Source organism: Cupriavidus consociatus (genome assembly GCF_017814975.1).
GTDB lineage: Bacteria > Pseudomonadota > Gammaproteobacteria > Burkholderiales > Burkholderiaceae > Cupriavidus > Cupriavidus consociatus.
Genome location: NZ_JAGIQA010000039.1, coordinates 1 through 19,813 on the forward strand (window position 1 = coordinate 1; position 19,813 = coordinate 19,813).

A 19,813-nucleotide genomic window follows, 5' to 3' on the forward strand; every position below is an offset into this window, starting at 1 on the left:
CCGAGCAGTTGATCTTTCCACTTGTACAGCATCGGTCTGCTTACTCCAACCTTTTTCGCTACATCCTGCGCGGAGCCTTGGCGGGCGCAAAGGTCTGTGACCGCCTGCCGCTTCTGATCGGGTGCAAACGGTGCACTGGTGTTCGTGCTCGTGACCATGCGGCGCGAGCCAGGGCGCAGCTCCTCAATCCAGCAGCGAAGCAGTTGGCTACTCGGATACCCGAGGGCTCTGCGGGTGACAGTCAGAGAACAGCCATGGTCAAAGTAGTGATCCACCGCCGCGCGCTTTTGCTCCAGCGTGTATCGCTGCCTCGGAAGGCGGCGCTTGGGCAAGTCTCCCAATTTCTGGTAGGTCTCGACCCACCGCTTCAGGTTCTTACCTGATGGATAACCCAGCTCACGAACTACCGTTGCCGTCTTCCCGCCGTACTTAAAATATAACTTGACCGCCCTGATGCGATCCTCGTACGAAAACATGACCTACCTCCAAGTAGTCCAAATTTTCGTCCGCACCCCCCGACCGGACATTTCAACTTTGCCTGGACAGACAAGTTTCGCCCCCTACGGGCGTTATGTTAAGTCCCTCTCTGATACGACGTGTCCGGGTTAGCAGCCCTTCTGGCCTTCTTGGTGGGCCCATTCAAGTCCCCATACTGGTCTGGCATACGTAGGTGCTGTCCGCGGGGATGAGCCCACCTTCAGCGAAGCCGTAGCGCAGTTCTGCAGTACGTCTACCCGTCATGGCCATCCTGCTGGACTGGCTCCTCTAAAGCTTCGACAGCGCCCAACAGCGCCTTAGGGGCACTGGGCATGGCTGGAGCTCTGTGTTTCGTCAAGAGCGATTGATAGCAGGCACCTAGCTTGACTTCGACACCGTGCTCGCCGCGCATTCGAGATCGGTCCGAATCAAGCTGGCAGAAGGTGCTGCGTCTCAGCAAAGTAACCCGTCGAAACTGTTGTGCTCTAGGACGCCCAAGTCTGTGCGCAGACGCTGAGACCGGCTGCAACACATGCAACACAACATGCGCTCCCGCGACGCGCCGACGAATGTACCTCCCAGTTCGTGACCGTTGAGTTTGTCCACTCGCGGCCATTCTTCCACAGACGCAAAGGTGAATTGCCACACGTGCATTTTTCAGGCTTCGTGACATCCATACACTGCCCCAAATTGAGGCCGCTTTACGTCAGATATCAAAACGACCTGGAAACAACAAGACACGCGATAGGTTGAAACGGAGGAATTCGAGAACCAGTTTGAGAGTGGTCACCATGTGCCCACTGTCCGCCTATGCGTCGACGCTGCAAAGGCGGACTTGGCAGGCCTAGCCACGGACTAGGCATATGTCATGGGCATCCTTTACATCCACCGCCTTGCTTCAGACCACGCCGCTGCGATTTGCTACGCAGTCTCGGGGAAGTACCTGTGTTGCAGGGTTCTAAAGCTGCCTAAACAGCATCTGAAAAGATTCCCGGCCACTGATGTTGGGTCGGAGAGCTATTGCGTCGATCTTTATGATTCATCTCGCAACCGCTTCATGGTGTGAAGCCAGAAAGTGTTGCGCTGACCATAGGGTGCCGCGATTTTCAATTAACAAAACATCACAGATACATTGGAGGAGAAAAAAATGATTGCCAAGAGGAACAACAAGGTCCTGAGCGCTGTAGTCACCCTAATCTCGTTGGCTGCAGTGGGTGAGGCCTATGCGCAAAACAGCGTCACGCTTTACGGTCGCCTGGTCGGGGGTGTTGGCTACCTCAACAAGATTGCCCAACCTGGCGGAGACACGGCAGACACCTTTCGCTATGCGCCAAACTGGGGGACAAGCTGGTGGGGGCTGCGCGCACAGGAAGATCTCGGCGGAGGACTAAGCGCGGTAATGAACCTGGAGAGCGGCTTCTCGACAGATGCTGGCTCAACGGGCACCAGCCTCTTCAACCGCTATGCGTATGTTGGCGTCGCCAGCAAGACCTTCGGCGCACTGTGGCTCGGCCGAGCGATGGGGCTGCCGGACAGCGAGATTTCCGCACTCGACCCGATGGGGTACCAAAATACCAGTCTGGCGACCTTGGCAAATGGTCGAATTTGGGGGTCGCGAGCGAACACCGTTACTTATAACTCGCCGAGCTGGGGCGGATTTTCGTTCCGTGGCCAGTTCGGCCTTAACGGTACGGCCGGCCAGTTCAACTCTGGCAAGCAAATTGGCGGCAGTGTCAGCTATCAGAATGGGCCCCTCGTGGTGAAGGGAGTCTACGAGGAAATCCGTGACGCTGACGGTGGATTCAATAGCCTTTATACCGCTTCCCGACTGTATGCGACGGGCGTTGTCTATCAAGTAGGCGACGTGAAGATGTATGGAGGTTATGCATTGACCCGCTCCGGCGGCAACACCGTAGCGACGGCCGATAACCCTACCGCTGCCAACAAGCAGGAGCTTTACTGGCTTGGCGCCAACTATCAAGCCACACCAGCCCTGCAGCTCATCGGCGGCGTCTACCGGGCAAACCGAAACAATAGTGGTGGCAACGGAACCTTGCTGGCGGTTGGTGCGAACTACTACTTCTCCAAGCGGACCATGTTTTATGCGACTGTCGGTCACGTCATGAACGGCGGAAATGCGGCATTCACCTCGGAGGCGGGCGATAACAGGCCGCTTCAGGGTTCCGCCCAACAAGGCGTTTACACCGGCATGGTGCATTGGTTCTGAACTTAATGCGGAATCGATAAACGGCGGCGAGTGCGGAACGTACTCGCCGCTGGTCCTTGAAACATCGCAAGCATTTGACCGCGTCGACCACAGTCGCGACGTTAGGGCGATTCTAGACCTCCATTCGTATAACTCTATCGGAGTCAAATAGTGAAAAACCCTTGCATTATCTCGGTTGCAATTACGGGCTCTTTGCCTCGAAAGAAGGACAACGCCGCCGTACCAATCTCAATTAGCGAGCAGGTTGAGTCCACTCAGGCGGCTTTCGAAGCAGGCGCCTCGCTCGTTCACTTGCATGTGCGCAATGACGACGAGACACCGACGTCCGACCCTGAGCGATTCGCACGGGTTCTTGAGGGCATCCGCAAGCATGCCCCAGGAATCATCACGCAGGTCTCAACCGGCGGACGCTCAGGCGCGGGCCAGGAACGCGGAGGCATGTTGTCCCTGCGTCCGGACATGGCCTCACTTGCCACCGGCTCGGTGAATTTTCCGACGCGCGTCTATGACAACCCTCCTGACCTGGTTGAGTGGCTCGCAGGCGAGATGAAAACCTATGGAATCAAGCCCGAGGTTGAAGCATTCGATTTGTCGATGGTCTTCCAGGCGGCGGCTCTCCAGAAGGCCGGCAAAATCGATGGAGCCCTGCATGTCCAGTTTGTAATGGGCATCAAGAACGCTATGCCGACTGACCGCGAAGTCCTTGAGTTTTACGTACGGACGCTTCACCGACTGTCGCCCAATGCGACTTGGACTGGCGCTGGTATAGGTCGAGACCAAATCACCATGGCTCGCTGGTCTCTCGAACTCGGCGGTCACTGCCGCACCGGTCTTGAAGACAATGTGAGACTCGACAAGCATACCCTAGCTCCATCAAACGCTGCCTTGGTAAGCCAGGTCGCCCGGCTATGCGCCGAGTATGAGCGCCCAGTCGCAACCGTGACGCAAGCTCGGGCCATGCTAGGTTTGGGACAGCCGTAAGCGGTCAGAAGGAAGTCTCCTCGAAGATTGCTTCTGTCGGCCGGCGCCCTCAGCACGATTGCGAGCGTCGGCATTTTTTTAAAGTGAGTGCCGCAGAAGCGCTGTGTGGCGTGCGTCCCTGTAGCGCTATCCAAATCATGGCAGCAGCACTGCGCGGTGAGGGCTTATGACCGGCTTCAGTCAGCGACTTCGGAGGCGTTGTCTCCTCCATCAAGATAGAGGTCCGGCCCGGCGCTCACACCACCGTGCGGTTTGGCGTCATTCGATATAAATACCCTTCGCAACGCCGAGAGCCCCCTCGCCTTACAGTCCATTATCTTCGCATGAGCAAGGGAGAAAGGAGCCGAACCTCCTTGTGGGTGACAAAACCGTTTGTTGCTTCGTCATACACCGCTCGGTATGGCTTGTTCGGTTGCTCGCTTAGCCATTCGTCTTGGGTGCCGTTCCATACCTCAAACAATACTAATTTGTCTTCCGCTGATGGGTCCTCGCAGAGCACCGCGCTAACGAAGGTTGGCTCTTTGGCCATCGCCTTGATAAGCTCAGAAAGGCGGAAAACAAATTGGCCTTTGGTCAAAGGAACGAGTTCAAAACGTACATAGAGAGACAGCATTTGGTTTGTCCCATTGAGAAATTATCGCCCTGGGTGAAGTGTGTGAATGCGGCGCCCGACGCGGCTGAGTCGCAAATGAAGAAAAGGCCGCGGAGATTTCTTCGCGGCCCATCTTTATTACTAATTAGTTCTCACCAATCAGTTTTCGAACTGACGAATCGTTGCGTTATATGCACGCGCCGCCATTTCTTCTAGCGGGAGCTTGCGCTCAACCTCCGACAGGATTTCGACGCCCCACGGACCATCGAACCCCGTCGCCTGAACGGCCTTGATGAAACCCTTCACGTCCAAGACACCTTCGCCTGGCAGGCGGCGCTTGTGAATCGTGTCCATCCAAAGGGGCTCCACGGCATAGCGGTCGGCGTCATCAAGTTCGATACCTTTGATAAAGCCAGGCTTGATGTTGGCGATTTCATTGAAGTCGACGTTGCCGCGCGACAGGTGCCAGACGTCCAATAATAGACCAGCATTGGCTTTATTTGCGCCTTCAACAATGGCGCGACCGGTCTCGATGGTTCGGACATTGCTGAATGGCATGATTTCGAGCATGACTTGGGTGCCGCGCTTCTCAGCATCCTCGGCCAGCTTGCCGAACTCGTTCACCATCAGTGCCACATCGGCCGTGTCTTCTCCGATGCCCGGCCCCACTTTGACGATGCGCGCATGAAGCTCCTCGGCGGCCTTGAGATAGTAGTGGCACATGCTGTCTGACGTACGACGGCGCTCGCCGGTGTGATACCAATCCACGAGGAATTCGAACTCGACATGCTTAATGCCGTTTGCTTCAAGGATGTGGCGCATCTCGGCAAAGCCGATTTTGTCCGCCGTGGCCCAGATATCCGAATGGATTAGGCCAATTCCGGCCCAACCGGCCTTCGCAGCCGCCTCTACGCGGCATCGGAAGCTAAATGGGCTGATTTCAGTCGGCCCAAACGGATAAACGTCCCCAGCCAGCGTGAAATACGCCGCCACCAGTTCGATATTGGATTTTGACATTTCGGGTTACCTGTATAGAGAAAACAAATGCCGACTTGGCAACCTTGCGCCGGTCGGGCCACCCCTCACTGTCACTTAATGGACCACACGAGGCAGCGGAGCGGGCCCGCTTAGAACGTTGTCTATTGGCGGGCAGCGTCGATTCGATTGTATTGGAGGCTGTCCCGAAGATTTTTGCTCGTCATGTAAAAATCTTTTCGCTTCACCGCATTTTTCTCCAAAGAGTCAAGGCTTAACTTAGCCGCAACACCTCAAGAACCGACGACCTTCGTTCCGGAGAGCCGTCTAGCCAGGAGACTCAAAGTGAAGTGCCTCAAGCCCACCATTTCGTGTATTGCTATCGCCACTCTTGCTGGCACGCTGAGCATTGCATCTCATGCTGCAGACAAGCCCCGCGTCACGCTCCTAATGCCGACTCAAAGCGTGGAGTATTGGGCACTTTACATTAAGGGGTTCCAAAAGGAGGCCCAGACGCAGGGCCTGAATCTTGACGTGAAGGTCACAAACTACGATGCGAACGAACAGGCCACCCAAGTCGAGCAAGCACTCGCCCAGAAGCCCGACGTGATTGTTCTCGTGCCGACCGACTCCAGCGCAATGGTTCCGTCGATTCGAAAGATCAATCAAGCGAAAATTCCGCTCGTGATTTCGAACTCGATGCCGGACGAAAAGTACGCGCGTTACTGGAAGGCATTCACTGGACCCAATGACATCAGCAACGGCGAGGCGGCAGCCAAGGCGATGATTCAGGGCTTCAAGGAAAAGGGCTACGGCTTGACCGGAAAAGTTGTGGTCATCAATGGGCCAATGGGCACTCCGCCGCAAGTTCAGCGGTACCAAGGGTTCGTGAAAGAGCTGAAAAAAAGTGCTCCCGGAATCCAGGTGGTGGGCGCCATGCCTGGTGACTGGGACGCAGTTAAAGCTGGAGCCGCAGCATCCGCGCTCTTTACCCAGCACAAGGACGTGAAAGGCGTCTACACGCAGAATGATGCACAGCTACGCGGCACGGTTACGGCGGCAGAGCGCCTTGGGCTGGACCCGTCGAAGCTCGTGCTTGTTGGCCATGGCTGCGATGCGTCTGGCGTAGAACTGGTTTCGGCAGGCAAGGCCTACGCAACCGTGAATCAATCCCCGTTCGACGATGGCGCCTATGCTGCAGCGGCCGCTAAGACACTCGCCAGCGGTGGAACGCCGAAGGCGGTTCAATATCTGCCTAATCCCATTGCGACAAAGGGTAACGTGAAGGTTTGCTACTCCCAGCAGAAGTAAGAGCAGACGCACGCCGATGGCTAACTGGCATTAGCCACATGTTTTCCGAATAGAGCATTCATGCTGCCGCATCTGCGAATGCGGCAGCATCTCTTTGGGTGGAAGGGATGAGACGCGATATAGGTGTTGCGGTAATTGGAACCGGCTTTATGGGAAAGGCACATGCGCTCGCTTACCGCGTAGTGGCAAACGCCTTTCCTGACACGCTACAGCCTCGGCTCGTAGCGGTCGCTGACGTCAGCGAGCAAGAGGCGCACAAGGCGCAAGAACAGTTTGGATTCGAGCGTGCCACCACTGACTGGCGTACGCTCCTTGGGGACCGCTCCATCGAAGTCGTGTCCATCACCACCCCCTGTAGTCTGCACAGGGAGATGGCATTGGCTGCCATTGCAGCAGGGAAGCACGTTCACTGCGAGAAGCCCATCGCTCCGTCAGCCGGAGACGCCCAGGCGATGATGGAGGCAGCGGAAGCCGCTGGAGTCATCACACAGGTAGGGTACAACTACATCAAGAACCCCATCCTTGAGCTGGCCCGTCAGATGATTGCTGACGGTGAGCTTGGTGAAATCACCAGCTTCCGCGGCGTGCACGCCGAAGACTACATGGCAGACCCCACCATCCCATACAGCTGGAGGGTCTCGCCGGAAAACGGTGCAGGCGCACTTGCCGAAATCGGCAACCACATTGTCGGCTTGTCACGTTTCCTGCTTGGTCCCATTACGCAGGTCGACGCACAACTCGAAACTGTGAATCGGATGCGCCCGATCGCTCAGGGCTCGACCGAACATCGTGAAAGTATTGGTCGATGATATCGCGAGGATGATTGTCAATTTCGAGCGTGGCTGCTCCGGTTCGATTGAGGCAAACTGGGTCGCCACGGGGCGAAAGATGCAGCTCGAATTCGAGGTGTACGGAACCAAGGGAGCTCTGCACTTCTCGCAAGAGCGCTTCAACGAGTTGCACTACTACCGCGCTGGTACCGACCCGAGGACCTCGGGCTTTTCGCGGATTGAAGCGGGTCCGGCTCATCCTCCGTATTCCAATTTCACTGTCGCAGGCGGCCACCAACTGGGTTCAATGACCTGAAAACCATCGAAATGGCCGGATTCCTTGACGCCATCGACCGCAACAAGCCGGCGTCCCCTGACTTCCGAGAGGCTTGGGAAATTCAACGCGTCGTCGATGCGGCAATCCGGTCGTCGTCCGAGATGCGACGAATCGCTCTCTAACGTCAACACAGCGCCGAATAAACTGCGCGGGCGTCATGAGACGCCCGTTTGTGCTTGATATAGCACCGTAACGGTCCTTGTCGGGCGCGCATTAGCGCCGATAGTTTCGTCCCCGGTAAATATCAATTCACTGGCGAGCATATCTCTTTACCAGACGAACAAATAATCTTTGAAGTAACCGCGGCGTGGCCACCGAAGAGTCGACTCGCTTAAGGTCAGGCATCCCTGACCGTCGGGGATGCCGATTCCCTCGCCGCTGTAGCTTCGCTCTCATGTGGGCGTCCCAAGCTCCTCGTCTTCGCGAAGAGCTTCAGAACGAACTGCAAACGAACGTGCCGCTCGCTCGACTGGTCGCCAACATGAGAAACGCGATAGGACATGCCCAAATTCTCCCACAGTGGTTCGATGGAGCATGAAGAGCTGGCTGAGTGAACAGCCTCCGATGTTCACTCCAGGAGGAAGACGATGCAAAAAAATCTAAATAGCGGCGCAGGCCTCGGCGCCGTACCGAGCCTACTTAGTGCTCGCAATCTGACAAAACACTACGGCGGTGTCAAAGCGCTCACCGGTGTGAGCCTGGAGCTTGCGCCAGGTGAAATCCATGCGCTTTGCGGCGAGAATGGCGCAGGAAAGAGCACCTTCATCAAGATTCTGGGTGGCCTCGTCTCCCCCGACGACGGAAGCATTACCGTTGACGGACAGCAATTGCGGCTTGGTCATCGAACCGACCCCAAGCTGATTTCGATTGTTCACCAAGAATTGGCGATTGTTCCGACGCTTTCAGTTCTCGACAACATCATGCTTGGCGGCGCGGATCAGGGTGAGATTTATCGACGTAGCCAATACCGCGATTCTGTTCGCGCTCATCTGGACTCCGTTGGCCTATCGCACGTAAAGCTTGATTCGCCAGCGGGACGGCTTAGCCTCGCTGAATGCCAACTAGTAGAAATCGCCCGTGGCATGTCGCGACAGGCAAAGGTCCTGCTACTTGACGAGCCGACGGCTACACTTTCGGACGCCGAAATCGTGCGAGTGTTCGATGTCGCTCGCAGACTTCGCGACCAGGGCACTTCGATGATCTTTGTCAGTCACCGCCTCGATGAAGTGTTCGCATTGACCGACCGAATCACTGTATTCAGAAATGGACAGCACGTTGTGACGGCCCATACTGCCGACATGACAACGGCAGAGGTTGTGAAGGCGATGATTGGCCGGGAACTCGTTCATAGCAACGTTGCTCCGCCAGCGAACCGAGGCAAGGTGACGCCACGCGTTTCCATCAGCAACCTCAGCGTCGACGACAAGCTTCATAACCTTTCGGTCGACGTATCTCCTGGCGAGATTATCGCCGTGGTAGGTCAGCTCGGCTCCGGCGCAGAGGTGGTCGTAGAAGCCCTCGCCGGCCTGCGTGGAGACGTCTCCGAATCCGTACGGTTAGACGGCAAGCCGGCTTCGATAAGCAGCGTACGCACGGCTCTCCGTGAAGGCGTTGCCTATGTAGCTGAAGACCGAGCAGACAAAGGGGTGTTTCTCGATGCCCCTATCGCGCTAAACATCACTTCGTCTGTGATGGCGAAATTTAGTCGCGCTGGCGTGATGCAAACGTCTGCCGAACACGTGGAAGCCGCGCGGTTGGCCGCCATGTTTGCGATTGACCCAAAACGTCTGCCACACGAAGTATCGACACTGAGCGGTGGCAATCAGCAGAAGGTCTCTCTGGCAAAGGCCGCCGCACTCGCTCCTCGCCTTCTTCTGCTGAACGAGCCAACGCGTGGCGTGGACATCGGTGCGCGTAGTGAAATCTACGCCACGCTACGCCGCATGGCGGACGACGGGCTTGCAATCATTTTTTACTCGACTGACCTTGAGGAAATCCTGGAGCTTGCAGATACGGTCTTGACAGTATTTCGAGGACGGGTTGTCAGGCACAAGGCACGATACGAGATGGACGGCGACACCATCCTGCATGACATCGTCGCGGGCGGCGGCGAGCCGGAACATGGTCACGTCTCCTTTCGGAACCAGAATTTGGAGGTAGGACATGCATAAAGTTGCGTTTGAACCGGCGATTCACTCATCGCCGAGTTTCGTCCGGCGTTGTGGTAGCGCCCTTCTCGGCACAACGAGCATCCATGCCGCGTCGATTCGAATGGCGACTATCCTCTTGATTGCCATCGCTTGGGCCGCGGTTCCTCACTTCACCGACTTCGGGAACGTTCAATCCCTCATGTACTCGGTGGCGGCTGTAGGTGTCGGCGCAATCGGGATGGCATTCATCACGCTGAGCGGCAATCTGTTCATGTTGTCGATGGGTGCCAGCGCCGCCGTGTCCACGGTCATGTTCGCGGCGCTGATTCATTTAGGGCTGGGACCGACCGTGTTCCTCGTCGTGCTAGCGGGCCTTCTGATGGGCGTGATGCAAGGTTGGGTCATTGCCTGGGGCAAAGCAAATCCGATTATTACGACGATTGCGACGTCTTCCATCATTCTTGGCCTTGGAGTTGTTTATACGGGTGGACTGACTGTAATCGGCAAAGGTGACGCCAGCTGGCTTGGCCAAGGTAAGCTGTTTGGCTGGCTGCCTACCCAGATTATTGTTCTCGTTGTCTTCGCCTGTATCGGAAGCTTCATTCTTCAGAAGATGCGACTTGGCCGGGAAATCCGGTTGATGGGGATGCGCCCTGAAGTCGCCCGCATCGCCGGTATCCGCTTAACCCTCGCAACACTCTTCTGCTATGGCTTCGCTGGTGCTGCGGCAGCGCTGGCCGGCTCGCTTATCGCTTCGGCCTCTGCGCAAGGCAATCTGACTTACGGGATAGACCTCGACTTCAATGCCATCGCTGCGGTTCTTGTCGGCGGAGTATCCATCCGCGGGGGGCGTGGCCAGATATCGGATGCCGTCATCGGCGCAGTTTTCCTAGCTGTGATTAGCAACATTCTTCTTGTCAGCGGCGTCAGCTATGAGTACCAACTTGTAGTGAAGGGAATCGTTGTTCTGGGTGCGGTGGTCTTCGGCGCATTGCTCGCAAAGCTGCAGCCTCGCAAGAAATAAGAGGAGATAGAAATGAATAAGTCGCAACGCATTCTCAATCTCGTAATTCGTGTGGTATTGCTTATTGGCATGCCTGTCGGGTTCGGCCTCTCCGTGAATCAGTTCTTTTCGGAGGCGAATCTGTACGCGATTCTTCAGGCCTTTGCTCTCCTCGGTATCGTAGCGTTGGGCCTCTCGGTAACGATGATTGCCGGTGAATTCGATTTGAGTGTGGCCGCCATCGCCACAGTTGCTGGTCTGATTACGGTGAAGTTTGGCCAGGACTCTGTACTGCTTGGTATCTTCTTGGCAGTCGCTTTCGGCGTGGCTGTCGGTGTTGCAAATGCTGTACTGCTGCCGTGGCTTGGCGTGTCCTCGCTCGTCACTACCGTCGGTTCAATGATGTTCCTCACCGGTATCGGGTATTGGCTTGCGGGTGGTCGGGTTCTGAGCTACGAGAACTTAGACGTTTCCGATTTTCTCGACCAAAACCTTCTGGGAATCTTCTCGCCGCGCAGCCTGATTACGATCGGATGCTACCTCGCAGTGGCGCTTTTTCTGCACTACACCACGCTCGGGCGGGACATCTATGCGTCGGGCGGACACCGTAAAGCAGCGGTTCAGAGTGGGGCCCGGGTCGGTGCCGCGCTTACCGTAGCTTTCGCTATCTCCGCTGGGCTCGCCTCACTGGGCGGAAGTCTGATCTCCCTTAGTCTGGCGACAGCTTCGGCGACTTTAGGCAGCAACGTCCTTTTGCAAGCCGCTTCCGCGGCGATTGTTGGTGGCGTAGCCTTGGGCGGGGGAATTGGTTCTCCGCTAGGCGTTGCATGTGGCGTGTTGATTTTGACCGTGCTCAATAACGGACTGGGCCTTCTGAACGCGACTTCGACGCAGATTCTGCTGGTCAACGGCCTGCTGCTTCTGCTGGTCGTGCTACTCGAGGGACGGCTTGGCAGCATTCTGGCTGCACCACTGGAGCGCCTCGCACGGCGACGCGGAGGGGAACAACACGTTGTCTGATTAAGCAATGAGCCGTCTACTATTGGACTATACATTTAGTACTGTCCGGATTTAGGGGGCCGACATAAACAACAGAGCCGTTTCGCTCATACGTTTGAGTGAAACGGCATTTTTTTGTCATTATTCCGAATCGCGTTGCGCTCTGCGCAAGGACGGAGCTTCTGGCACATCCCACGCGCTCCGGCGTAGTTTTGCCATAAGGAGAAGCTTAGGGTGCGTGGTCGCCTCAAACCGGCGACAGTGCATCCATGAGGTTAGTGACGTGCTTTCGTGGTCCGCACACCAGTTATGTCGCGAACGTCATCCACCGCTTCTCCAGGTCCAAGGCTCGGACCCTTTCAATCAGAAAATCCGTAAAAACACGAATCTTTGCCGGCTGATGTCGACGACTTTGATACGCAAGGTTGATTGTCAGGCGCGGGAGGTGCCAATCCTCCAGGACGGGTATGAGTCGGCCAGACACTATATCGTCGTAAATTATGTATAGAGGTTGAATAACTATACCCAACCCTGCACGACCGGCTGCAACAATAACCTGGCCTTCATTGGAGTCGAGCGCAGAAGAGATGGAGATACTACATTCTTCCTTTTCTCGACGGAAATGCAGCTCATTAGGACTCACTGCCAAATTGTAAACAAGCATCTTATGCTTCTTGAGGTCCTCCGGTGCCTCCGGTCGCCCGTGCGTCGCAAGATAGGCTGGTGAGGCAGCCAATACTCGTCGAGTTTCAGCCAAGCGCCGGACAGTAATACCGGAGTCGGCTTCTTGCTCCTTTGTCCGAATGGCCACATCAATCCCTGCTTCGATGAAGTCTCTGTATTGATTTGCAGCCACAATCTGCACAGACAGGTCCGGGTACCGCTTCAGAAACTCCGGTAGCGCAGGCGCAATATGCATTGTCGCGAAAGAGACTGAACTCGTTACGCGTAATACACCCCGAGGCCTCATGGCTTCTGCAGAAGCAATCGAATCAGCTTCCGCAAGTTCCGAAATCACCGCACTGCAGCGACGATGATATTCCCGCCCGGCGTCGGTCAGCCACATGCGGCGAGTTGTGCGCTCAATGAGACGGGTTCCGAGCTGAGCCTCCAGCGCTCCCAAGGTTCGACTTGCTTGCGCGTTGGATATCTCTAGCTGCTCAGCCGCCCTGGACAGGCTGCCCAGGTCTGCCGTCAAAACAAAAAGTTGAATTTGGGTCCAGCGATCCACAGTCTTCTCCGTCACACACCGCGGAACAATCACTCACGATTATTCCATCCGACTTGAACGCACTATGGTGTAGTCACGGGTGGAGATAAAGTGCGTTTTGTTCGTCACACAGTAGAGTTGAGCTCCACAATCGTGCGCGCCAAGGCGAACGTTGGAGCCTAGCGGAACGGACGCTGATCGTTTCTTTCGCGGACTGAAAATGTCATTTCACGACAGGGCATTTTCTTCGGGCGCGATAGGACTTACCTTTTCAACTGGAACGTTTGGCAAGGCGTACACGATACGGAGACGCAAATATGCGTAATATCAATGAAGACACAATCACTCAGGCGGTGATTGCCTCGTTTGCGAAGTGCGAAAATTCGCGGCTAAGAACCATCATGACCAGTTTGGTTCAACATCTGCACGCATTTGCCCGCGATGTGCACCTCACGGAAGAAGAGTGGTTTAACGCAATCAATTTCCTTACCGAAGTCGGCCATATCACTGACGACAAACGTCAGGAGTTCATACTACTGTCGGACACGCTCGGCTTGTCGATGCTGGTCACGTCGCAGAATAATCGAAAGCCGTCGAATTGTACCGAAGCGACCGTGTTCGGACCCTTCTTCGTCGAGGGAGCCCCTATCTATAACAACGGCGATGATATCTCGAATGGTGCAACTGGAGCGCCCTGCTACGTAAGCGGACAAGTTCGTGGCGCCAATGGAGACGCAGTTCCAAACGCGTGGCTCGACGTGTGGCAGTCGGATGATGAGGGCTTCTATGATGTGCAGAAGCCCATCAATGCAAGCGACAATATTCTTCAAGCGCGGGGACGGCTCAAGACGGACGCGGAAGGATTTTTCAATTTCCGCTCCATTCTTGCGGAAGCTTACCCCATTCCGCACGACGGTCCAGTAGGACGTATGCTGGCGGCGACCGGCCGTCATCCGTGGCGCCCCGCCCATCTCCACTTCATGATTGCCGCTCCTGGGTACGAGACGCTCATCACGCACGTATTCCGTGACGGTGACCAGTACTTGGACTCCGATGTGGTCTTCGGTGTGCGCTCAACCTTGATTGCGGAGTGGGTGCGACATGAGCCTGGTGTGGCACCAGATGGCAAACTCCGGGAGACGCCCTGGTACAGCCTGAATTACGACTTCGTTCTGAACCCTGCGGTGGTGTCCGCATGATTCGCCATATTGTGATGTGGCGGGTGCGTGGCGATTCGCAGGTCGAGCGAGAGATTGCTTCTCGAAAGGTGAAGGATAGCTTTGATGGCTTACGCGGACGTATCCCCGGCATGCGCCATCTCGAAGTGGGCATCGACACCAGCAGGGTCGATTACGCCTGCGACGTAGTTCTCGTGACAGAGTTCGAATCGCAAGAAGCACTGGACGCATATGCGGTTCATGCCGAGCACCTGCGCGTGCGCATGGAGTTGGGTGACCTGCGTATTGAGAGGTATCAAGTTGACTATCAATCCGAGCAGGTAGTCAGCACCAAAGAATGCGAGGAATCGCTGAATGAACAAGCTTGATTTCGTTTATCAGGGACGGCCGACTCGCGTTGTCTTTGGCGCTGGCAGTCTGCAGCATTTGGAGCGCGAAGTGCTGCAGCTCAACGCCAACCGGGCGATCATTCTTTGCAGTCCCGAGCAGAGGCAACTTGGCGATGCCGTGGCAGCTCGTCTCGGTAACAGAGCAGTCGCCGTCTTTGACAAGGCGACAATGCATGTTCCGATGGAGTTGGCGCACACTGCGCGCGCCCTCGCGCGCGAGGTAGGTGCCGACTGTGCGGTTGCCGTAGGCGGCGGCTCGACTGTCGGCTTGGGTAAAGCCATCGCACTGGACTCTAGCCTTCCCATCCTGGCTATTCCGACCACGTACGCCGGGAGCGAGATGACACCGATTTACGGCATCACGGAGTCGGGTCTGAAGAAGACGGGAACGGACTTACGCGTTTTGCCGAGGACCGTCATCTATGACCCCGACCTCACCGTTTCGTTGCCCGTGGAATTGTCGGTAACGAGCGGGATTAACGCGATAGCCCACGCTGCCGAAGGTCTCTATTCACGAGATGCTAATCCGGTCGTGAGCTTGATGGCCGAAGAGGGTATCGCGGCACTGGCTCGTTCCCTGCCTGGTATTGTCGCGGCCCCGAACGACATCACGGCGCGGTCGGACGCACTGTATGGTGCCTGGCTCTGCGGTTCCGTACTCGGCAGCGTGGGAATGGCGCTGCATCACAAGCTTTGCCACACGCTTGGCGGCAGCTTCAACTTGCCGCATGCACAGAGCCATACCATTGTATTGCCGCACGCTCTTGCATATAACCGCCGCGCTGCACCCGATGCGATGGAGCGTATCGCGCGTGCCCTGCGCACCGACGATGCAGCAATCGGCATCTATGAACTCGCGAAGGCCAATGGGGCGTCAATTGCACTAAAGGATATCGGGTTGCGCGCAGAGGACGTTGAACGCGCAGCGGAGATTGCCTCTGGGAACCCTTATTGGAACCCGCGACCTATCGAACGTGCAGCAATCCAGGCGCTGATACAAGACGCGTTCGATGGCGTGCCCCCAAGGGACCATTGAACCATCGAATTGAACGGTCCGAGAATCTGTCACGTTGGAAGGTGAGATATGCATTTCATTGTCTATTGCCTTGACCATGCCGGCATGGTCGAGCGGCGGCTTGAACACTACGACGCGCACAAAGCGTACCTTGAAACCGCCCCTGTCAAGACTCTCGTCTCCGGCCCTCTGACTCTCCCGGACGGAGAGACGATGATTGGCAGCTTCTTTCTCTACGAGGCGGATGGTGCCGAGGAAATCCAACGGTTCGTTGACGGAGACCCCTTTAACAAGGCGGGCATCTGGAAGTCTATCGAGATTCGTCCGTTCATCAAACGAGTAGACAATCGCTAGGATGAGCATCGTATTTCTGCTTGTCAAATTTCCCCACGCCACCGATTTAGCGAGGACCACGGGTCGTCGAACCGCAGCGCGGAGATCGCATCGGGGCTGTCGAAGCAGAAGGAAAGAATAATTGGAGACACAAAATGGATACCGGACTCAAAGACAAGATTGTTCTCATCACCGGAGCTGCACAAGGCATTGGACGGTCCACTGCCCTCGCCTTCGCACGGGAAGGCGCTCGCGTATGCCTTGTCGATATCAACTCCGACGCACTGCAAGAAGTCAAAGCGGAAATCTCGGCAATTGGAACCGACGTCACGGTGGCCCGCGCTGACCTATCCAGCGCCGATGGCGTCATCACCGGGATTGATGCAGCGCTGCAACGTCACAATGGTCAAGTGGACATCCTTGTGAACAACGTGGGTGCTGGAAAAGTTCGCACGTTCGATGAACTGTCTGATGAAGAGTGGGACTTCACGATGAATCTCAACTTCATGAGCTATGTGCGCACCTGCCGGTACTTGCTGCCCGTCCTGAGAAACCGGGACAAGGCGGTAATCATCAATAACGCATCCGACCTCGCACGTCAGCCGGAACCTGTTCCCATCGACTATTCGGCATCCAAAGCCGCCGTGCTCGCGCTTACCAAAGGCCTGGCACGTGCGGAGGCTCCCAAGATTCGTGTGAATGCCGTCGCCCCTGGTCCTGTCTGGACTCCTTTCTGGACTAAAGACGGTGGCTTCGCGGACACGATGGGCAAGTTCCACGGAATGTCGCCGCGCGACGCGGTCGAGCACGAGCTCTCCCTGCGCCAGTTGCCGCTAAAGCGCCTCGGCACGCCCGAGGAGGTCGCCAACGTCATTGTGTTCTTGGCGTCCGACCTCGCGTCCTTTGTGACATCAGCGGTATGGGGCGTCGATGGAGGCAGCATTCGCAGCTTGGCTTAACCAGTTGTCATCGCGATAGACATAGCGTGCGTGCCGCAGTAGATCATGCAAGTCAGCGCGGTCCACTCGCATCTCGCGGGTTTTCCACAGGGTGGCAAGCGAATGACGTCGCAAGCATGTTATGGCTGACAGGAAGTGACCATCGAGCTCCTAGTTCCTGCGATGTTGACGGCCAAATAGCTTACACAAAACGTACTAATCAAAGTAGGAGACAGATATGCTGCGCGTTGCAGTATTGGGTGCAGGTCGCATTGGAAAAATTCACGCAGCCAATGTCGCTGCCGACCGGCGCCTCAAGTTGGTGGTGGTAGCTGACCCGTACAAGGAAGGTGTGGAAGCCTTGGCGGCGCAACTTGGCTGCGACTCCTCCGTCGATTGCGCTGCAGCCATCGACCGTGAGGATGTGGACGCGGTCATCATTGGAACGCCGACTGATACCCACATTGACTTGACCCTTAGGGCAGTCAGACTGGGTAAGCCAGTTCTATGTGAGAAGCCAATCGACCTCGATATCGAGCGAGCGCTTGCGGCAGTGGAGGAAATTGAACGTCACCATGGCACGGTGATGCTTGCTTTCAACAGGCGGTTTGACCCAGACGCCATGCGCGTGAAGCAGGCCATTGAAGATGGTGAGGTCGGTGACGTGAGACAAATCGTCATTACCAGTCGCGACCCTGGTCTCGCACCAACGGAGTATCTTCGGCACTCGGGAGGCATCTTCCGCGACATGACCATCCATGATTTCGATACTGCGCGCTGGTTGCTGGGTGAGGAACCCGTCGAAGTTATGGCCATGGGGAATCGCCTGGTGGACCCTGCTCTTGAGGCGCTGGGCGATTACGACAGCGTGATGGTTCTGCTCAGGACTGCTTCCGGCAAGCAATGCCATATCAATGGCTCGAGGCAGGCCGTGTACGGTTTCGACCAGCGCCTGGAGGTGTTCGGCTCCAAGGGCATGTTACTCAACGACAACCATAGGCCAACGACGCTGCGTCGGTGGACTAGCGGCGCGACGGACGCACGTGAGCCGCTGCTGAACTTCTTCCTTGAGCGCCACGCGGACTCGTACAAGGTCGAGCTTGACCGGTTTGTGACGGCGTTGGAAGGTAAAACGCCTATGCCGGCAACTCCCCGGGATGGTATTCGCGCGTTGCGAATCGCCAACTGTGCCTTTGAGGCAGCCGAGACCGGGCGCTGCGTCAAAATCTGAGATCGGTCTTCATCGGAGCGATACAGGCAACGAGATCGTCATACATGGGTTGACAACTAGGCTACGTTAGCCATATTTGAAGACTACAGGTCTTCAAATATGGCACAACCCATGGCTAAACTGGATTCATTCGGCGGAATCATAATCTTTGTCGCTGCCGCAAAAGCCCGGAGCTTCACCGAGGCGGCTGAACAGCTAGGGATGACCAAGTCCGCTGTGGGGAAGTCCATAGCGAAGCTTGAGGAGCGGTTGGGGGTCAAGCTGTTTCACCGCACAACACGTAGCATCGCTCTGACTGCGGATGGCGAGGCATATTTTTCCGCCTGCGCTGGCGCGCTGGACGATATTTCCGCGGCTGAGAGCGCACTGGGCCCCGGCCAACATCGACCAGTGGGTCGCTTGCGGGTCGATATGCCGGCAGCATTCGGTCGACGTATCCTTGTACCCATCCTGCTCCGGATTGGGCGCGACCAGCCCGCGCTCCAGTTCACCATGACGTTCTCGGATTACCTCATCGACCCGATTGAAGAAGGTGTCGACCTTCTCGTACGGTTTGGGGAACTGGAAAGCTCGAGCGCGCTGGTCGCCCGCCGGCTAATTAGCACAAGAATGGTCATTGCTGCAGCTCCCGACTATGTCGCAAGGCGAGGCGAGCCCCAGACAGTTGATGAACTGCAAGACCATGCATGCATCGTTGGGCACCGCCGTGGACAGCCGCTGTCCTGGCGTATAACTCAGCAGGGCCAGCTTTTCCGCATTATTCCTCCGCCGACACACCAAATCACCGACGGTGACGCCATCATCGATGCGGCAGTTGCGGGCTTAGGTATTTGCCAGATGCCAATGTGCCTCATAAGAGAGCACCTGAGGGCGGGTACGCTGGTCTCTCTTTTGGACTCAGTTGCGACCGAAAACATCGACGTCCATGTTGTTTGGCCCAAGGTCGCGCACCTTCGACCGAAGGTTCGGTATGTAGTGGATACTCTGGTTGATCTTGCGGCATCAGGCGCGCTGGACTGATATGATCGTCCCTTTCGTGTTGATAGAAAGAATTTGCTATCACAAGTGTACGGTGCCCCAAACCGATCCACTGCTTAAGCTGGCGTAATTGGCGGCGCTATCCGGCCCGCAAAAACTCCTGCGTTTGCCCCGCATTGACCGCCCGCTTGAGCCAGGCCTGCATCTCGCCCTGTCCGTCCAAGGCCAGTCCTTCGGCATTGCAGACCGCCGCCGACAGGGCTGGCGGCGGATCAAAGCACCCTGTCGACCGCAGTTCCTCCATGGTCAGGGCGTAGTCGGCCATCTCTGCCTGGATCCCGCGGGTCGCCGCCGCCCGCCACTACCTTCCCCCCGCCGGGGTGGCGCCACCCGCAATTCTGCCAGTAGGTGGCGCGCTAGCGCCGCTTCGGCCCCGGCGCGTTCGGCCCTGCGCTGCAGGTCGCGAGCCGATTTGGGGTGATCGTCCTTTTTCTGCAGATTGATACGGTGACCGGTCCGGAAACCCGCTCGCAGCAAGGCTTCCGAGGTCCCTTCTATCGAAAATTTCGACGCATTCGCAAGTCATTGACTCCCAATGAATTTTGGGGGCGCGACCGTATCAAATTGCAGCAATAGGACAATCACCCTTGTAGCACCCGGACTGCATCAGCGCTCAACGCCAATTCGAGACTGGCCGCCTGCCACACGAAGCACGTTGC

At 56.5% G+C, this 19,813-nt stretch carries 21 protein-coding genes; 16 read left to right on the forward strand and 5 right to left on the reverse strand.

Annotated features, from left to right (window positions below; all coding sequences use genetic code 11):
- Positions 1-476, reverse strand: a 476-nt coding sequence (locus J8I82_RS33570; protein WP_209763985.1) for a transposase, incomplete at its 3' end; no start/stop codon positions are given.
- 1,148 nt (positions 477-1,624) lie between these two features.
- Between J8I82_RS33570 and J8I82_RS33575 the strand changes: the two genes are divergently transcribed.
- Together J8I82_RS33575 and J8I82_RS33580 are read left to right on the forward strand one after the other, a co-directional pair.
- Entirely contained in the window at positions 1,625-2,704 is a 1,080-nt protein-coding gene (locus tag J8I82_RS33575) for a porin (protein WP_209763986.1), read from the forward strand.
- A gap of 150 nt (positions 2,705-2,854) precedes the next feature.
- Positions 2,855-3,685, forward strand: a complete 831-nt coding sequence (locus tag J8I82_RS33580; protein WP_209763987.1) for a 3-oxoadipate:acetyl-CoA acetyltransferase — start codon at positions 2,855-2,857, stop codon at positions 3,683-3,685.
- A gap of 313 nt (positions 3,686-3,998) precedes the next feature.
- Here the strand turns inward: J8I82_RS33580 and J8I82_RS33585 are convergent, their stop codons facing one another.
- The gene (locus tag J8I82_RS33585; RefSeq protein ID WP_209763988.1) at positions 3,999-4,298 is read right to left on the reverse strand and encodes an antibiotic biosynthesis monooxygenase; all 300 of its coding nucleotides are present in this window, start codon (positions 4,296-4,298) and stop codon (positions 3,999-4,001) included.
- Between the two features lie 138 nt (positions 4,299-4,436).
- On the reverse strand, positions 4,437-5,294 hold the full coding sequence (locus J8I82_RS33590; RefSeq protein ID WP_209763989.1) for a sugar phosphate isomerase/epimerase family protein: 858 nt from the start codon (positions 5,292-5,294) through the stop codon (positions 4,437-4,439).
- A 303-nt stretch (positions 5,295-5,597) separates the two neighbouring features.
- Here J8I82_RS33590 and J8I82_RS33595 point away from each other — a divergent pair, with 303 nt between their 5' ends.
- From J8I82_RS33595 to J8I82_RS33615, 7 genes are all read left to right on the forward strand, one after another.
- Positions 5,598-6,563: a sugar ABC transporter substrate-binding protein gene (locus tag J8I82_RS33595; protein WP_209763991.1), complete on the forward strand. Its 966-nt coding sequence runs from the start codon at positions 5,598-5,600 to the stop codon at positions 6,561-6,563.
- Positions 6,564-6,670: 107 nt separating this feature from the next.
- A complete protein-coding gene (locus J8I82_RS38685) occupies positions 6,671-7,372 on the forward strand; it encodes a Gfo/Idh/MocA family protein (RefSeq protein WP_280908694.1) in 702 nt (233 codons plus the stop codon).
- Positions 7,353-7,649 carry a Gfo/Idh/MocA family protein gene (locus J8I82_RS38690; RefSeq protein WP_245180429.1) on the forward strand — a complete coding sequence of 99 codons (297 nt, stop codon included), beginning with the start codon at positions 7,353-7,355 and terminating at the stop codon, positions 7,647-7,649. The genes J8I82_RS38685 and J8I82_RS38690 overlap by 20 nt, the downstream gene beginning before the upstream one ends.
- An 11-nt stretch (positions 7,650-7,660) precedes the next feature.
- Positions 7,661-7,792: a hypothetical protein gene (locus J8I82_RS39450; RefSeq protein ID WP_336620926.1), complete on the forward strand. Its 132-nt coding sequence runs from the start codon at positions 7,661-7,663 to the stop codon at positions 7,790-7,792.
- Between the two features lie 465 nt (positions 7,793-8,257).
- Complete coding sequence (locus J8I82_RS33605) at positions 8,258-9,841, forward strand: sugar ABC transporter ATP-binding protein (protein WP_209763993.1); 1,584 nt, start codon at positions 8,258-8,260, stop codon at positions 9,839-9,841.
- Entirely contained in the window at positions 9,834-10,844 is a 1,011-nt protein-coding gene (locus tag J8I82_RS33610) for an ABC transporter permease (protein WP_209763995.1), read from the forward strand. Before J8I82_RS33605 ends, J8I82_RS33610 begins: the two co-directional genes overlap by 8 nt.
- Positions 10,845-10,856: 12 nt before the next feature.
- On the forward strand, positions 10,857-11,843 hold the full coding sequence (locus J8I82_RS33615) for an ABC transporter permease (protein ID WP_209763997.1): 987 nt from the start codon (positions 10,857-10,859) through the stop codon (positions 11,841-11,843).
- Between the two features lie 286 nt (positions 11,844-12,129).
- On the opposite strand, the gene J8I82_RS33620 is transcribed toward J8I82_RS33615, so the two are convergent.
- Entirely contained in the window at positions 12,130-13,053 is a 924-nt protein-coding gene (locus J8I82_RS33620) for a LysR family transcriptional regulator (RefSeq protein ID WP_209763999.1), read from the reverse strand.
- Positions 13,054-13,349: 296 nt separating this feature from the next.
- Here J8I82_RS33620 and J8I82_RS33625 point away from each other — a divergent pair, with 296 nt between their 5' ends.
- From J8I82_RS33625 to J8I82_RS33655, 7 genes are all read left to right on the forward strand, one after another.
- Complete coding sequence (locus tag J8I82_RS33625) at positions 13,350-14,231, forward strand: intradiol ring-cleavage dioxygenase (RefSeq protein WP_209764001.1); 882 nt, start codon at positions 13,350-13,352, stop codon at positions 14,229-14,231.
- Positions 14,228-14,578, forward strand: coding sequence for a Dabb family protein (locus J8I82_RS33630; protein WP_209764002.1), 351 nt, complete (start codon positions 14,228-14,230; stop codon positions 14,576-14,578). Before J8I82_RS33625 ends, J8I82_RS33630 begins: the two co-directional genes overlap by 4 nt.
- Positions 14,565-15,635: a maleylacetate reductase gene (locus J8I82_RS33635; RefSeq protein WP_209764004.1), complete on the forward strand. Its 1,071-nt coding sequence runs from the start codon at positions 14,565-14,567 to the stop codon at positions 15,633-15,635. Before J8I82_RS33630 ends, J8I82_RS33635 begins: the two co-directional genes overlap by 14 nt.
- Positions 15,636-15,683: 48 nt before the next feature.
- Positions 15,684-15,968 (forward strand): YciI family protein, encoded by a 285-nt coding sequence (locus tag J8I82_RS33640; protein ID WP_209764006.1) that lies wholly within the window; start codon positions 15,684-15,686, stop codon positions 15,966-15,968.
- 134 nt (positions 15,969-16,102) lie between these two features.
- Positions 16,103-16,906 carry an SDR family NAD(P)-dependent oxidoreductase gene (locus tag J8I82_RS33645; protein ID WP_209764008.1) on the forward strand — a complete coding sequence of 268 codons (804 nt, stop codon included), beginning with the start codon at positions 16,103-16,105 and terminating at the stop codon, positions 16,904-16,906.
- 217 nt (positions 16,907-17,123) lie between these two features.
- Complete coding sequence (gene iolG, locus J8I82_RS33650; protein ID WP_209764010.1) at positions 17,124-18,116, forward strand: inositol 2-dehydrogenase; 993 nt, start codon at positions 17,124-17,126, stop codon at positions 18,114-18,116.
- 111 nt (positions 18,117-18,227) lie between these two features.
- Positions 18,228-19,136: a LysR family transcriptional regulator gene (locus J8I82_RS33655; RefSeq protein WP_209764011.1), complete on the forward strand. Its 909-nt coding sequence runs from the start codon at positions 18,228-18,230 to the stop codon at positions 19,134-19,136.
- Positions 19,137-19,233: 97 nt separating this feature from the next.
- Here J8I82_RS33655 and J8I82_RS33660 read toward each other — a convergent pair whose 3' ends face one another.
- A complete protein-coding gene (locus J8I82_RS33660; RefSeq protein WP_209764012.1) occupies positions 19,234-19,419 on the reverse strand; it encodes an H-NS histone family protein in 186 nt (61 codons plus the stop codon).
- Between the last annotated feature and the right edge of the window lie 394 nt (positions 19,420-19,813).